The organism is Propioniciclava sp. MC1683 (assembly GCF_014164675.1).
Classification (GTDB): domain Bacteria; phylum Actinomycetota; class Actinomycetes; order Propionibacteriales; family Propionibacteriaceae; genus Propioniciclava.
This window is the reverse complement of the sequence record NZ_JACJFX010000012.1, coordinates 1-14917: the sequence shown is the minus strand read 5'-3', so window position 1 is coordinate 14917 and position 14917 is coordinate 1. Positions and strand designations below refer to the sequence as shown.

The window sequence follows — 14917 nt, the reverse complement described above, 5'->3', positions numbered from 1 at the left end:
GTCGGACCCCGTACCGTGGGAGGTACCTGGGAGGGACCTCAAGCCCCCTCCCGCTGAACCCGAGAAGGGGTAGAACGATGACTGATCTCGAACGCCTGGACGAGCTGTGCCGCCAATGGGGTGCTGTCCATGACCGTGCCTTGGCCGGGCACATGAACGCCGCAGCACACCTGCTGGCCGAGCGCGCCCGAGCCCTTGTCCCTGGCGCGGCTGTGCTCGTGCTGGAAGACAGCGACCAAGGCGACTGGTTGACCCTCGTCGAAGTTGAGGACGCCGCCGGAAACGCGCTGCCCGAGCCGTCCGACCTCGACCAAGGCGAGGCGTCGTGCCTCTACCAAGCCTTGGCCGACTCGGTCGCTGGCATCACGTTTCGCACCAGGGACCGCCGCTACACCACCCAGTACGAACTGACGATCGGGCAAACCGAAGCACCGGCCCCGCCCGTGGAGGTGATCGTGGTTCGGGATCCCGACGCCAGCGACGACGTGTCCGTGCTCCTGGACGGTTACCCCGCCCCCGAGGCGTCAGTGGTGTGCATCGACGCAGGCGCGGGCTGGGACGTGGCCGACTGGGAGGCTGCGCGCGATGAAGCCCTCGCGGGCGCATCACCGGCCGCAGCGCGCCTCATCGCCGCAGCGTTCAACAACCCGCCCGGCGCGCGATACATCACCGGCTTCCAGCCGGGGGAGTGACGGCCATGACCGAACCCCAGACCATCGACCTGTTCTACGAGGCCGCCGACTACGACACGGTCGCCCGCTTGCTGGACCAGATGACCCCCCAGCAGCTGTGGGCGATCTACCAACTCATCCCCGGCCGAGTCCAAGACGCCGACCATCCGCCCGTGACGGTCTCATTCGACGACGACGGCATCCTGCTCACCTGCCCCCACTGCCAAGCCACCAGCCGGGAGGAAGACGGCTACTACCTGGTGGACCACGAGACCCGCTGGCGGCCCTACCGGATCGCCACCCCAGACGGTGCCCTCGACTTCCACGTCGGCGAAGGCACCCCCGACCCGGAGACCCTGACCGACATGTGCCAGGCGTGCTGCCGACCTGTCACCCTCCCGGAAGCCACGAACTACCACTGGTGGTGACCCAACCCCCGCCGGTGGGGCGGCCCCAAGGTCGCCCCACCGGCCCGCCACGAGCGAGAAGGAGCACCGAATGCCCGACAACATCACCGCCAGCATCCGACCTGGCGACGCAGACCAGCACTACGCAACCCTCACCCTGGCAGCAGCCCAGGTCACCGCCTACCGAGCCCTCGACTCCGACGGCAACCCCCGCCAGCGACTCGTGATCGACATCGACACCAACGCCCCGACCACCGACGAGCTGGCGATCTACGTCAACGACAACCAGATCCTGCTCATCCCCCCGAGGCCCGAGACCCCGGGCTGACCCCGTCCGGCTCGCCCTCCCACCACACGAGGATGAGCCTGGCAACACCCCATCCGGTGTGAGGTAGCGGCCTGACTTAGTAGGTGCCTGCCACGTGTGAGACGTAGAGGGTCTGGGCATCGGAGGCGTTGAAGACCGCGGTTCTCACGACTTCGCTCTTCATGTCGAGTACGCGGGTGGCGACACCCACCTTGGCGACGGCTTCGATGCGGTGGAACTCGTCGCCGTACTCAGCTGCGAACGCTGCCAGGCCATGCAGTTTGACCAGGGCATCCGACAGGTGGTGGCCGTGGGGGTCAACGATTGAGGCCCTGACCGTCTGGTCCAGGCCGGCTTGGTCGAAGAAGACGAAGTCGGGGCGCATCGTCTTCCACGTCCCTCGAGCGTCCTTGTACGCGATCCCGAGGGAGTCCTGTGCAGACCGCGAGGGGTTGCGGTACCACGCAGTGACGCCTGGGCGGCTCAGCTCCTTGTCGAGCACTTCCAGCTCCAGGTCATTGAGTGTTCCGACTGGGTACTGGCCCTGGGCGTCTGCGAGGAGGTGCTGGCTTCGGGACGGCATGGGGATTGGTTCTTCGTCTGCGCTCTTCGGGGGGTAGGAGGTCTCCACGAGCGCGTTCTTGGGCCGGGTGAGGTCCATGCGTTGCGGGTCGACGGCCATGGCGCGGATGTCGTTGTAGACGGCCTGCCGTTCTGGGGTGAGGTCCTTGATCGCGACGCGGTACTCGTCGAACCACTTCGTGGTGAGCTTGGCCGCTTCCCGGTCCAGGTCGTCGCCGACCTCGGGGATGAGCGCGAGAGCCGCAACGGTCACGTACGCATCCCGTAGGCCGTCATCGTCCTGGTCGTCGTCCGGTCCGGCGAGGGCGTCCACGTACGTGCCGGCCAGGTCAGGTGAGAACACCCGGCCCGCCTGTCGGAATGCGTCCCGGATCGCCCTGTCGTCGGCGACCTCGGTGAACCTGTCCAACGAAACCCCGGTCTGCCCGTAGCGTCCGGCGACTTCCTCGCCGTGCACGGTCCAGATCTCCGCGACGGCGGTGTCGAGCTTGTCCTTGTGTCGTGCCGCGGCACCGTTCAGGACGGCGTGCATCTCCTGGTGGGCGGCCGCGCCGGCGTCGGGTTTGAGTCCGTCGACGGCCAGGGCGTGCGCGAGGGCGGTAAGCCGCTTCACCGGCTTGGCGCCCTTGCGTGGCAGCGATTGGGATGGGAGTTCGACGAGCGCATCCCACACAGCTTCTGGCACGTCCGGGTTGGGGGTCATGGTCTCGGGGCGGATCAGGACGCGCCGGCCGGTCGGGTCGGGGAACCCGTCGAGCTCGCCGGTGAGGATCTGCACGACTTGGGTGGCGGTCTTCCGGTCGAAGAACGGCAGGATGCACTCCACGCTGTTGAGGACCTCGTTGCCCTCGATGCGCATCGCCAGTGGAGTGCGCACGAGGCGACCCAGGAGCTGGGTGATGTGGGTGGCGTCCTTCGCCGGCCGGAACGACATCAGCACTTCCGCGCGGGGGCAGTCCCACCCGGTCGAGATGCCGTCCTTCGCGATGAGGACTCGCACGGTCGTGTCGTCCTGCACCCGTTCCGGCGAGATGTACCTGACCGCGTAGGGCCCGTACGCCTGGGTGGTGTGGTCGCCGAGGACGTGCGCGACCTCGTCCCCACCGAGCTCAGGCCATTCGTCGAACACGACGTCCAATGCGCGGGCCACCATGTCGGGGTCGGGTGTGTTCGGCACCTGCAACACCATGAGCGGCACGACCGGGTCGGTCTTGGTGCCGTCTCCGGTCTGGTCGGCGTGCGTGGCGGCGTACTCGGCCCAGGCACTCGTGGAGTCCTTGATCTTGCGGGTGGCGCGGGTCAGCAGGACCGTGTCGAATACGCCGGTCTCTGCCGGGATGTCGAGCACGATCGTGTCCTTCAACAGCCCGGAGGCGTGCACCCTGGCCGGGTCCACCTGCACCCGGTCCAGGCCGCGCCGGGACTCCGCGACCTCCGCGGCCTTCATGGCCTGCTCGAACCGGTCCACTGTTGCGGAGATGCCCCACACGACCGGGACGGGCGGCACGTCGCCGTGTCCGTTCACGAGTCGTCGCACGATGGTCGGCTTGTCCGCCGACGCCTTCGTCCCGAACCCCCTGTGAGCCTCATCCAGCACCATGTAGAGGGTGAGGTTTGGGTCTTCGATCGTGTTGCGAAGCGTGTCCCAGATCGTGAACCCCTGCAGGTCCGGACGAACGGACGCGCGCAGATCGGGGATCTGGTTGTCCTCGTCGCCGGCGTCGTGGCCGCGGGTGAGTCGAGATGTGCGGGTGAGCTTGTCGGTGTTCAGGAAGTAGACCTTGCCGGGGGAGAGCTTCTCCTCGCTGAACGGATGAGCGATCACGCGCAGGTCGGAGTGGTTCAGTTCGTCGGACGCTGCGAGCAGCCGGAAGCGGGTCTGCTCGTTCAGGTTCGGGTCGTCGGAGAACCACAGCACCACCGCCGACGGGTCCGGCTCGAACCCGAACTCGTCGTGGCCGTAGAACAGCGCCTCGATCACCGCCGCGGCCATGACCGTCTTACCCGCACCCGTCGTCGCCGTCAGCGCGAACTGGGACGTGCGCCGCAACCTCGGGTTGTGGAACATCTCCCGCGCCTCGGCCAGGTTGCCCAAGATGTCGCGCACCGCGTCCTGTTGGTAGTCCTTGAGGGTGTACCGCACGTTGTCACCGCCTGCCCGTGTTGATCTCGAAGTTGCGCAGGTACGACTCGTACAGGCGCACCACCTCCACCGTCTCCGGCAACGACTTGGCGACCATCTGGAACCGACGGTCATCATCGGTGACCACGAACACCAACCCCACACCATCGGTGTCTGACACTGCGCGGGTGAAGTCCTTGGCCGCGTCCAGGTTCACCAGCACCCCGTATGTGTCGGCCACGTCCCAGCCCTGCTCCGGCACGGTGTCGATCCGCCGTCCCCGCGAGCCGGCGCGCAGCCACAGCAACGGCGCGATCACCACGAAGTCACGGTTACGCGCGACCCGCCACGGCGACTCATACGTCAAGTCAAAGAACTCCACGTTCGCGGCCACGGTGTCGTCGTAGGTCGACCCGTCGGGCCGCACGCCCGACACCACGGTGCTGACCCTGGGTTTCGTGACGTACTCGTACACGCCTTTGGCCTCCCACTCCGGGTCGCCCTTACGGAAGCCAGCCCTGCGGAGACTCCGCTCCTCCTTGGCGCCGACCTCGTTGTTGGTGACGAGCACACACCGGCGACTCCCCCCATCCATGTCGTTTAGTCGGACCACCGCTTCCAGGGTGGTGCCTGATCCGCCGAAGTAGTCCAAGATCATCGCGTCATCTCCCGCCACAATGCCCAGCCATCGCATGAGAACCGTGTGATCTTTGGGGTACGGGAATCGCTTCTCACCAAGTATCCCTGCAAGCCGGTTTGAGGCGGGCATGCGGCTGAGTGTGAAGGTCTCATACGGCACCCTCGACTCCATTTCGTCGAGGAGCCGCTTGTATCGCGGTCTGGTGGTTTCGTCAGGCCCGAACAGGATTCGGTCGTCAGCGATGAGTGCGTCCATCGTGTCCCGCGAATAGCGCCAACCCTTCTCTGGGAATGGGATGGTGCCCCCTGTGATGGGGTGGGTCAGCGTGTATCTCAGGTTCGCCCGCGGGTTGGGGGATGTCAGGTTGTCGGCCTGGAAAACGCGCCCTCGCGCGTCGATCTGGTCGTACCGATAGACGGCGGGTTCCAGTTCGGAACGGTGGGGGCGAACAAGTCGTCGGAACTCCGCCGTGGCCTTGGACGGGTCTCCCTCAGCCTGTGCCCACGCCTCCGCGGCGCACCGCCGAAGGATCTCGACTCCTTGCTTAGGTTCCGACCAGCGCACGTTTGCCTCTCGCAGCACCGAGGCATTGTTGGCGTAGATGAGCATGTAGTCGACCCCGCCCGAAGTGAATCGAGAGTCGTTCTTCCCGCTCCCTTGCCAAGTAATGTTCGCGATGAAGTTGCTCTCATCAAACGTCTGGTCCAAGAGCATTCGTAACCTGTGGTGCTGGTCGTCCCCGATCGCAACCATGATGACGCCTGTGTCCCTCAGCAGCTCACGGGCCAACAGAAGCCGACGTTCCATGAACGCGAGCCACTTCGAATGCCTGTACAGATCATCCGCGTCTACGTGCCGGTCGTTGTAGATCCAGTCGTCCTTGCCCGTCGCATAGGGCGGGTCGATGTAGATGCAGTCCACCTGGCCGCGATGGGTGTAGAGAAGGGTTTGGAGTGCGTGGTAGTTCTCGGCATTGATGACGGTGTGGAACGGTTCGTCCGCGCCGCCACGTTCAACCTGGCCGGTAGACCGGAGGCCGGGGTAGATGGGGTCGCGGAACTCGGCAACGACCACCACGTCGTCCACGAGGACCGTCTGTGTCTCGACCGTGTCGGCCGGGCCGGCGTGCTCCAGGTGAGCGATCCGTTCACCGTCCACAGAGTTGATGCGGTTGACCCGCCACAGTCGTTGGTTCCCGCGCTGGGTCTGGCCCCGCGGGGGCAGGACGCGCACCTTGTCGCCCTTGCGGACGGCCCTGCCCGGTAGCTCGACGGCCTCCGGCTGGTGCCGCTCAAAGTTCAGTCCGAACGGCCGGCGCTCCTGCAGCACCCGGATCTCGGCTTCCAAGTCCGCACCGAGGGTCGGATCCTTCGCCTTGGCCTGGGCGATCAGGTCAGTCAGCCGTGACACGTCAGGCAGATCCTCTCTACGGTTACGGGCACGTCGCACCGCTGCGACCGCCTTGAGGGCGAGTCTAGGAACCGCATGGAGTGCCTGGCCAAACAATCACTCGGGCAGGGGAGCGCGGTTCCGGTCACAGCCAGACACCTGTTGTCAGCATGGGTGAGTTTCGGACGGAATGGGGAGGCGCACGGTGGATGTTTCAGAATCTGGCGTGTCGCTCGCGGTTTCTGAATCTCGCCTGCGGTAGGCATATCCCATGGCAACCATCGCAGGAGGGCGCAAGACTGGTCGAACGCCTCGCGGCGATCGCAAGACGATCATCGCAGCGCTGCCAGTTGAGCACCTGGCGGAGTACCTCCGCCAGGCTGAACTCCGCCAGCTCGCACTCTCGGAGTACCTCTGCGCCGAGCTGGCGCGGGATCACGACCTCGACGTGCCTTCGTACATCCGCGAGGTCCTTCCGGAGATCACCGTCTTCGACATCCGACTCCCCGACGTCCAAGCCAACTCGCGACTGGGCAAGCGAACCACGATCCGGGTTCCTGTCGAACACCACACCGTCTACGTGCGCAACGCCGGCCAGTTGGGCTGCACGCTCAGTGACTACATCCGAGCCCGCCTGGCGGCTCGCCACCACTTCGACGACGCTGACGTCCTGGTCGAGAGGAGGGACCTGCTCAGCGCGTAAGCACACCCCTCAGACAATGACTGAGGGACCCCCCCGAATGCTTGGCGGCTGGAAGGGGAGTCCCTCAAAGTGGAGGTCTATCGTGACCGGCTTCACTGCCGCTCAGCGTACCCGAAATCGGGTTGCGGTCCAGTACCCCTGCCGACATCGGCGTGCCGGGGGCATTGCATGAGCACGCCTTCTACCGCCCACGACCGGTCGTTCGACCGGATCTTGGCGCGCTTGGAGAGGGTCAAGAAGCGGGGGGACACCGCGACAGCTTCTTGCCCTTGCCACAAGGACCTCCACCCCAGCCTGTCGCTTCGGTACATGCCCGACACGCGCCGCACCCTGCTCAACTGCTTCTCCCAGCAGTGCACCGAAGCCGACATCACGGCGGCCCTCGGACTGGAGCCCCACGACGTCTACGACGAGCCGCTCGGCGAGTGCGAGGTGTGCGGCAAGCGCGCCATCCCTGATGACCACGGCCGCTACATCCACGACTTCTGCGCTGAGAACAAGGGGAAGCCGAAGCCGCAGCGCACCCAGCGGGAGCAGCGGGAGAAGCCGCGCCGGCTGGGTCCGCTGCCGCGCCTGATCGCGCAGCCGGAAGAACCCACCCTCGAGGTCCTGGTCAAGCTGCGCGAGACGGACCGCTACGAGCACATCGACAGCAATGGCGAGGTGGTCGCTGCCAGCGTCCGGCTCGAGGAGGTCCTCCGAGGGGCCGACGGGTCACCCGTTACCCACAAGACCTTCTACCAGGAGTACACCGACGGGCACGGCGGCACCCAGAAGACCAAGCCGGAGGGCCTCCGGGTCCCGCTGTGGTGCCCCCATGAGGTCCATCTGGCTGTCCTGCAGGAACTGCCCGTGTGGCTGACCGAGGGCCACAAGGACGCCAAGGCCATCCAGACCGCTGGCGGCACCGCGACCACGAACATCTCCGGGGCCCTCAACTTCACCGCCGACGATGCCGAAGATCTGCGCGACGCCCACGTGAACATCGTGTGCGACCGCGACGCCGTCGGCTTCCGTCGGGCGCTCATCGTTGGTCCGCTGCTGGAGGGTGTGGCTGCCAGCGTCACCTACTGGCTGCCCGCCACCTTGGCTCCCAAGTCCGACGCCTACGACCATCTGGCTGCGGGCTTCGACCTGGAGCAGTTCGTCCTCGTCGACGTCACCCAGCTGCAGGTGCTGGAACTCCTCGCGATCGCGCGCGGAGGCAAGAACAAGACCCACCGCATGCGCGATCTTGCCGAGGTGGCCCGCGAGTCGGCTGCTCACTGGCAGCGATCGCTGGCCGACCAGGACAATGCGCCCAAGCGCGCCGCAGAGGGGCGCAGGCTGGCACACCGCTGGGCGCTTGAGGCCGGAGACCACCTGCGCGCACTCCACGGACTCCGCGAGAAGCTCACCGGACTCGTGGGCGCCCGCCCCCACGACATCGTCGAGCTGGACGCCATCATCGCCGACGCCACCGGCCCGGTCGCCGAGATCTACCGCTCCTGCGAGGCCACCGTCGACGACGACCTCGTCGAGCTGCTGAACATCGCTGAGGACAACGAAGAGCAGCCGGACGCCGACGTTATCCTCCTGCCCACCAGCAGCCACCGGCGCGTGCCTGCCCACCGGATCCAGATGACCGACCGCGACGAATGGCGCTACGACGACGGCGCCAACACGCAGCGCGGCGTCTACCGCTACCGCCGCGGCACCAAAGATCTCCCCGGAGAGTGGATCTGGATGGCCGAACTGCCCCACGTCACCGCCCGGGTCATCCGGCGCGACGGCCGCGGCCAGCGCACGTCGATGTCGTACATGCTGGCCATGAACGCCGGCGACACTCCGGTGCCCTTCAACGCAGACGCCCTCCGGTCAGGGTCGTGGGCCAACGCGCTGGGCATCGCCTTGTCGTATGACCCCAAGGTCATCCAAGCCGTCGCGACCGCGATCACGGTGCACGCCAAGGAAGCCCCCGAGTGCGAGTCGACCCCCCGACTCAGCCCCGAGACCGGCCGGATCGACGTCCCCGCCGAGAAGCCGGACCAGTACTTCGAGACCCACCCTCAGGTTGAGCGAACCGAAGGTCTGGAGGGCTGGCGGGCCATCGTTGCCGAGACGGCGGCCGCGCCGAAGCTCGCCCACATGATGGGTGCCTCCGCCATCGCCCCGTTCGTGCACGCACTCGGGGTGAAGTCCCACACCTTCTCGGTCACCGGCGCCGCCCAGCGCGGCAAGACGCAAGGGCTCCGCGTCGCTGCCGGTATCTGGGGCAACTCCATCGAGGAGGGCAACGCCGGGTCCCTGTTCGGTCCGTGGAACCTCTCTCACATGGCCCTGCCCCAGCTGCTCGGCGAGCTGGGCATGCTGCCCATCTACCGCGACGAGGGCGGCTTGGCGAAGATGTCCAAGCAGCAGTGGGCCCAGATCATCTACAGCGTCTCCGAGGGCGTCAGCCGGGCTCGCACCGACCTGCGCGCCGGCCGCGCCTCCATCGGGGCGCCCTGGCACGGGATCCTGTTCACCACCTCGAACGCTCGCCTCACCGAAGGCATCGACTCCGGCGAGAACCAGGGCATCCCGCGGCGCGTGGTGGAGCTGGACGCCCCGATCACTGCGGACGCCGAGCAGGCCCTGCGTCTGATCAACAGCGATCCCACCAAGCCCCGGGGCCTGCTGAACGGCTGCTACGGCCACCTCGGGCTTCTGATCACCGAGACCATCGACACCGCCAAGGCATCTCACTACCTCCGAGCCGCCCACGAGCTACGGCCGCTGCCCGAGGGGGATGTTGCCGACGTGGCACGCATGCTGCTGGCCCACCTCGCTGGCAGCCTGATGATCGACGACCTGCTCGGCACCGGCGACCAGCTGACCCAGTCCACCCTCATCGCAATCGACGAGTACCTTGCGGAGTGGGCAGCACCCGAGACCGAGGCAGAGCGGCTGCTGGCCCTGATCTCGGAGTCGATGGTGTCCATGCCCGCTGCGTGGCCACGCATCGACGACTACCTCGAGAACGCCGAGGCCCGCCCGTTCGGGGACTCCAACGCCGAACCCCTCCCCGGCCACGGCATCCTGGCCACCATCCACGGGATCCTCGACCGGGACGGCTCGGTGTGCGTCATGCCCGGGACCTGGACGCGGTTCGGCGAAGACGCCGGCATCAACCTGTCCCTGGCCGCCAAGCAGCTGGAGGCCGACGAGATCTTGGTGCGTTCCAGCAGCGCCAAGAAGGGCCGCGGCACGACCTTCCAGTCCTTGCTGCAGCTGGGCCGAGGTTCTGCCCGCAAGATGATCCGCTGCTACCGCCTGTTCATCCCCGACGAGATGGTCGACGATCCAACCGCCGAGCCGCCCACACCTCCTGCAACAGGCCCCGAGCAGCACCTGCAACAGGAAACCCCCCTCCCTGCAACAGGTGCCAATATGCCAGTGACTACGCCTGTAACAGGTGCAACAGGTGTAACAGGTGCAATCACACATAGCGCGCGTAAGGAGTCCGACGTGCCCACGAGCCGACTCTTCGACCGCGGTGGTCACGAGGGATGGAGCAGCCCGCTGGACCCCAGCCAGCCGTGCACGATCTGCAGCAAGCCCTCCGGCCTGCAGGTGGACGGATTGCCAATCCACTCCGACTGCTGGGAGGCCTCAACCCGGGCCGAGCGTGCCCGCCAGCAGGTCAGTGCCCCGGCCTCCGAGACCTGGGCCCACCTGCCGGAGCACAAGCCCTGCGTGGTGTGCGCCGAGCCCGCTGGGCAGGCGTTGGCCGGGCTGCCACTGCACATGGGTGAGTGCGCCGAGACGGTGGCCAATCGCACCAAGCCGGTGACCCTGCCCAGTGCCAAGCCGGCCCCCACCACCCCTCCGGGACCGTCAGGAGAGCGGTTCGTCAGCGACAGCGTGGTGCTCGACGTCGACGGTGGATGGCTCACCAACGGCACGCGCATCCAGCCGCCGGCACACATCACCCACGCCGGCGACCTGGTCGAGTGGGCCGCCACCAACCGCATCGGGTGGGGCGGGAACCGCAACCATCGCCCCGAAGCTGCTCGCGTCTGGCTGGCACCGGCGATGTGTGAGCAGCTCGGTCTGCCGTCTGTCGCCATCGAGTCCATCGACGAGGCCGAGGACGCTCTGCGCACGATGCGCCAGACGCAGTTCTTCACTGCTGCCACCGCGGCAGGGTGGAACGTCACTGGGGCCGTCGAGAAGCCCTGGATCAAGCTCTACCGCGGCAACCAGAGCGCGGTGATCACCGGCATGACGTGGGGCAACGGTCGCTACGACGCGCTGCTCCTGGGCGACCCGACCCCCGCCGAACTCGCCCAGCGCTTGGGTGTGTGGTGCCGCACCGTGAAGTTCCCCTGGTCTGTGACTCCGAGCCAGACCGGGCTGCAGTCGATCGCCTACGCCACCACGCACGGCATGCCCGCGGTCACCATCCCCGACATCGAGCTGAACGACGCCGGCGCCAACCCGCAATGGTTCGACCAGGACGCCGTCGAAGCATTCCTCGAGGAGCACGGCTCGGGGTTCGCCCACGTCTTCGACCGCCGGCGCTCCTACCTCGCCTCGGCCGGCAACGCGATCCTCGGCAGTGGCGATCCGATCCACCATCCGCACGGCACCACCTTCGAGCGCAAGATCGCCGGCATCTACCGGCTCGCGCCGCTCACCGACCAGCCCCTGCCATGGCTGCGTGGCTTCGACGCGCTCAACCCGGCCGGTCAGCCTGAGGGCACCTCGGGATGGACCTGCAACGCACGCCTGAGCTGGCTCCTCGAGCACGACATCGACGTGGAGATCCTCGAGGCCTACACCTGGCCCGAAGCCGAGAGCCGCCCCCAGCTCAAGCAGTGGCAGGCAACCATGCGCGACGCCGGAGACGCGCTCGACCGCCTCGCCCACGAAGGCGACCCCCACGCCCAGGCGTTGGTGGCCAGCCGGGCCTACAAGGGCATGTACGCCGGCGGAATCGGAGCACTCGCCCAGACCAACGGACGCGACCCCCTCCAAGCCGCCCAGCGCTACTACCCGCACTGGCGCGCCGAGATCGTCGGCTACCACACCACCAACACCCTGCGAGCCGTCGAACGCCTCCACACCAACCACCCGGCCCAGCCGGTCCCGGTCGCGATCGGCGACACCGACGCCGTGGTGTACCTCGGCACCTCCACCGACCCCGCCGACGTGTGGCCCGGCACCGACAAGGACTCCCTCACCAGCCGTGCGCTGGGCAAGTTTAAGCCCAAGGGCTTCATCGCGATCGACCGCTGGCTCGACGCCTTGACCGCCAACCAGAACGCCGCCCGCCCGGTCTCGGTGATGCGCCTCATCACCGACCACGGCACCAACTGGGACGCCTAAGCCATGCCCGACTCACCGTCGATCAGCGACCGCATCCATGCGCTGTTCAAGACCACCGAGGACGGCACGGCCAGCATCCACGGCGCCTCCCGCGGCTTGGGCGTCTCCCGCGACACCGTGCGACGCATGCTGGCCGGCGAACACAGCCCCAAGGGCCTCCACGCCCTCCAAGCCGCGGAGCGGTCCGAGAGCCGCCGGCCGGCATGGGTTGGCGGCCACGACACCGGTGCATCGATCGGGGCGCTGTTCACCCACGAGCAGCGCCCCACCGACATGCCTGGCAGTCGGGACCTCCGCGGCCAGCTGGAGTACATCGCAGCCCGCAACGCCAAGGGCGGCATCGACCGAGAGGCCACCGGCCGCGCCCTAGGCGTCTCCGGGCGCACGATCGGACGCTGGCTCACCGGCCAGTCCCGCCCCAAGCAGGCCCACCAGGAGGAGATCCGCCGCGAGGTCCGCGCAACACGACTGGCCAACAGCGACGAGTCCCTCGACCGCGCCTACAGCACCACCTCGTTGAAGATCCGGTTCAACTCCCGCGTCAGCAACGACATCCGCAACCGAGTCGTCAGCCGCCGGTTCGGCCCCGAGGCCATGCGGGAGGCCCAGCTGGCGTGGATCAACGGCGGCGACGAGGGCCTCAGCGAGTTCCTTGCACGCGACCTGGAACTCAACTACTTCGGCCCTGCTGCCCCCGACGCCGAAGTGACGGACATCCTGGACACCTCCAGTTGAGGGGATGGAGTGGGACACCCACCTGGTGCATGATCGATGGCATGACAACACCCCCCCCAAGCGGTGGCCAAGTACCAAGCCGACATCCGCGCACACATCTTCTACACACGCCCCGGTAACGACGACCCTGACCTCGAGGTCACGTTCTCCACCAAGGGGGCGTTCTTCGCTATCCCCCCCGCCAAGGACGACCACTTCTTGCCCGGCTACCTCAGCCCCGCACTACTGAACTCTGAGCTGACTCTGATAATCAAGCACATCGAACACGTTCCCGAGCTGAGCTTCCGTCCTGAAGGAGCGCACGCATGCGTCGTCATCACCTGTACTTCGCGGTGGGTACCGGACGACGACCTGGTCAATGCCCTGCGCGACGAAGGGTGGGACGTCCAGGACTTCCGCCGCATGAATGAGATGAAACAGCGCGAGCGAGAACTGGGGTGATGGTCACGCGCTCACACCTGTTCTGGGCATGAGCGCATCAGCACGACCCCAACACGTTCGTACCTTGGAGACCGTCGAGGACGACGGTGTCGGCACCTGCAGCACTTGTGGAGACGTCCTGCAGCGCGGCGCGAGCGTCGTACGCAGCGACTCTGGCTTGGAACACGCCGACCACGTCGACGAACCCCTGCAGCCGGCCCTACCCGTCACCTAGCGGCGCTTCCAGCGGCGGACCGTGCTGACCGAGACCCCTAGCTTGGCCGCGATCTGCTGATCGGATGCCGTGATGTCCTTGGCGTGTACCACCCTGGTCCGCAGTCCTTGGGGGACTTCAATCTCGAGGATCCCCGTCGAGGTGAACTGCAATCCGATCGGCGGGATCCCGGGCCACTCAACGGTCATGTGCGCCGGATGAGCCACCGACTCCACCGGAATCGGCTCGCGCTCGATCAGCCCCTGGTGCCTCAGCACCAGTTCACCCGTCAGGCGCTTCCAGGACGCCGTGTCCCGACCCTTCGTCGTGGGGCGCTCGTAGCGCTCGCGATAACTCGCGCTGTCGACGAACCGAGACCCTCGCGCCTCGCCTTGCTTCCACGGGCCTCCAGGCTGCCCAGTGCCCAGCATCGCCGCCCACTCGATCGCCGGCTTCACCTCGAATCGAATCGTCTGATCCGGCTGCTGCTCCCACCCGACGATGTGGTAGATCGACACCACCTGAGCTGCGAAGCACCCGACAAGGACGTCGCCGTACTGCCGCGCCCTCAGATCGGTGATGCGGAACCAGTCTCCGGCCGTGATCGCAGCCAACGGCCTGAGATCCCGCATCAAGATCTCGTTGGGATCCTTCTTCCCTGACTGACCCAGGGCGGCCGCGAACTCCGGGTAGCTCTTGTTCAGATTGACCACGATCATCCTGATCTCCTTCTCTTCGATTCTTTGTCCGCCCCTCCTCAGGCCCCATCCGGGGAGACCTCGAGGAGGGGCGCTGTCGCGCGAGCGGGGTCCGGTCGGCCCCTGCTCGCGCGGGGGCTTCTAGTAGCGCTCCGCGGCCACGCAGGCCCGTTCGTAGCCCTCGAGGTCGTCGAGGCCAACCTCAGGGTGGTTCCACGATGGGTTCTCCCGCCAGGAGTCGCGCAGGCGCTGGCCGAAGGCGTTGTAGCTGGCCCCGCAGCGGCAGGTGACGTCAGCTTCACCGCGATAGCGCTCCAGATGGTTGTTGCAGCGGTCGCAGTGCCACCAGCGGGTGGGGAAGGGCTCCTCGGGCTGGCGTGGGAGCTCGGCGTCGTGCGTCAGCTCGACGCAGGTGGGGCAGGGGGTGGCCATGGGGGCGGCTCCTTTCAAACAGTTGCTAACAGTGATCACTGTATCGGGATGTTCCGACAGTAAACAGCGCGTAAGTGTGGATGCCCAGAACGGGCACACCAGGGGCTGCGGGAGCCGGGGACGCGAGGAGCCGGCGAGGGCCAGGCCCCTAGCCTGCGGCACCTAGCGGCGCCGCAGGCGACGTTGGTGACCGTCCAGACGGGCCGCGTAGCGGCCCGTAGCCGTGCGCAGCACGGGACCGTCGG

At 67.1% G+C, this 14917-nt stretch carries 11 protein-coding genes; 7 read left to right on the top strand and 4 right to left on the bottom strand.

The genetic code is table 11. From position 1 onward, the window contains the following. Positions 1–77 precede the first annotated feature (77 nt). From H5397_RS09005 to H5397_RS08995, 3 genes are all read left to right on the top strand, one after another. On the top strand, positions 78–692 hold the full coding sequence (locus H5397_RS09005; protein ID WP_182816744.1) for a hypothetical protein: 615 nt from the start codon (positions 78–80) through the stop codon (positions 690–692). A gap of 5 nt (positions 693–697) precedes the next feature. Beyond that, positions 698–1099 carry a hypothetical protein gene (locus H5397_RS09000; RefSeq protein ID WP_182816742.1) on the top strand — a complete coding sequence of 134 codons (402 nt, stop codon included), beginning with the start codon at positions 698–700 and terminating at the stop codon, positions 1097–1099. A gap of 70 nt (positions 1100–1169) precedes the next feature. Then, complete coding sequence (locus H5397_RS08995; RefSeq protein ID WP_182816740.1) at positions 1170–1406, top strand: hypothetical protein; 237 nt, start codon at positions 1170–1172, stop codon at positions 1404–1406. Between the two features lie 76 nt (positions 1407–1482). Here H5397_RS08995 and H5397_RS08990 read toward each other — a convergent pair whose 3' ends face one another. After that, positions 1483–4110, bottom strand: a complete 2628-nt coding sequence (locus tag H5397_RS08990) for a DEAD/DEAH box helicase family protein (protein ID WP_182816738.1) — start codon at positions 4108–4110, stop codon at positions 1483–1485. A 4-nt stretch (positions 4111–4114) separates the two neighbouring features. Beyond that, positions 4115–6139: a site-specific DNA-methyltransferase gene (locus tag H5397_RS18210; RefSeq protein WP_182816736.1), complete on the bottom strand. Its 2025-nt coding sequence runs from the start codon at positions 6137–6139 to the stop codon at positions 4115–4117. Between the two features lie 250 nt (positions 6140–6389). On the opposite strand from H5397_RS18210, the gene H5397_RS08980 reads away from it, so the two are divergent. From H5397_RS08980 to H5397_RS08965, 4 genes are all read left to right on the top strand, one after another. Further along, positions 6390–6821, top strand: coding sequence for a hypothetical protein (locus H5397_RS08980; RefSeq protein ID WP_182816734.1), 432 nt, complete (start codon positions 6390–6392; stop codon positions 6819–6821). Positions 6822–7130: 309 nt separating this feature from the next. After that, entirely contained in the window at positions 7131–12173 is a 5043-nt protein-coding gene (locus H5397_RS08975) for a DUF927 domain-containing protein (RefSeq protein WP_182816732.1), read from the top strand. Positions 12174–12176: 3 nt separating this feature from the next. Continuing rightward, positions 12177–12908: a hypothetical protein gene (locus H5397_RS08970; RefSeq protein WP_182816731.1), complete on the top strand. Its 732-nt coding sequence runs from the start codon at positions 12177–12179 to the stop codon at positions 12906–12908. Positions 12909–12971: 63 nt separating this feature from the next. Then, on the top strand, positions 12972–13349 hold the full coding sequence (locus H5397_RS08965) for a hypothetical protein (RefSeq protein ID WP_182816729.1): 378 nt from the start codon (positions 12972–12974) through the stop codon (positions 13347–13349). A 210-nt stretch (positions 13350–13559) separates the two neighbouring features. On the opposite strand, the gene H5397_RS08960 is transcribed toward H5397_RS08965, so the two are convergent. Beyond that, complete coding sequence (locus tag H5397_RS08960; protein WP_182816727.1) at positions 13560–14261, bottom strand: helix-turn-helix domain-containing protein; 702 nt, start codon at positions 14259–14261, stop codon at positions 13560–13562. A gap of 120 nt (positions 14262–14381) precedes the next feature. Continuing rightward, the gene (locus tag H5397_RS08955) at positions 14382–14672 is read right to left on the bottom strand and encodes a hypothetical protein (protein WP_182816725.1); all 291 of its coding nucleotides are present in this window, start codon (positions 14670–14672) and stop codon (positions 14382–14384) included. Positions 14673–14917 lie beyond the last annotated feature (245 nt).

Bases quoted from the DNA above. Each gene is read 5' to 3' on its own strand.
- H5397_RS09005 (WP_182816744.1), top strand. From the start codon at position 78: ATGACTGATCTCGAACGCCTGGACGAGCTGTGCCGCCAATGGGGTGCT.
- H5397_RS09000 (WP_182816742.1), top strand. From the start codon at position 698: ATGACCGAACCCCAGACCATCGACCTGTTCTACGAGGCCGCCGACTAC.
- H5397_RS08995 (WP_182816740.1), top strand. From the start codon at position 1,170: ATGCCCGACAACATCACCGCCAGCATCCGACCTGGCGACGCAGACCAG.
- H5397_RS08980 (WP_182816734.1), top strand. From the start codon at position 6,390: ATGGCAACCATCGCAGGAGGGCGCAAGACTGGTCGAACGCCTCGCGGC.
- H5397_RS08975 (WP_182816732.1), top strand. From the start codon at position 7,131: ATGCCCGACACGCGCCGCACCCTGCTCAACTGCTTCTCCCAGCAGTGC.
- H5397_RS08970 (WP_182816731.1), top strand. From the start codon at position 12,177: ATGCCCGACTCACCGTCGATCAGCGACCGCATCCATGCGCTGTTCAAG.
- H5397_RS08960 (WP_182816727.1), bottom strand. From the start codon at position 14,261: ATGATCGTGGTCAATCTGAACAAGAGCTACCCGGAGTTCGCGGCCGCC.
- H5397_RS08955 (WP_182816725.1), bottom strand. From the start codon at position 14,672: ATGGCCACCCCCTGCCCCACCTGCGTCGAGCTGACGCACGACGCCGAG.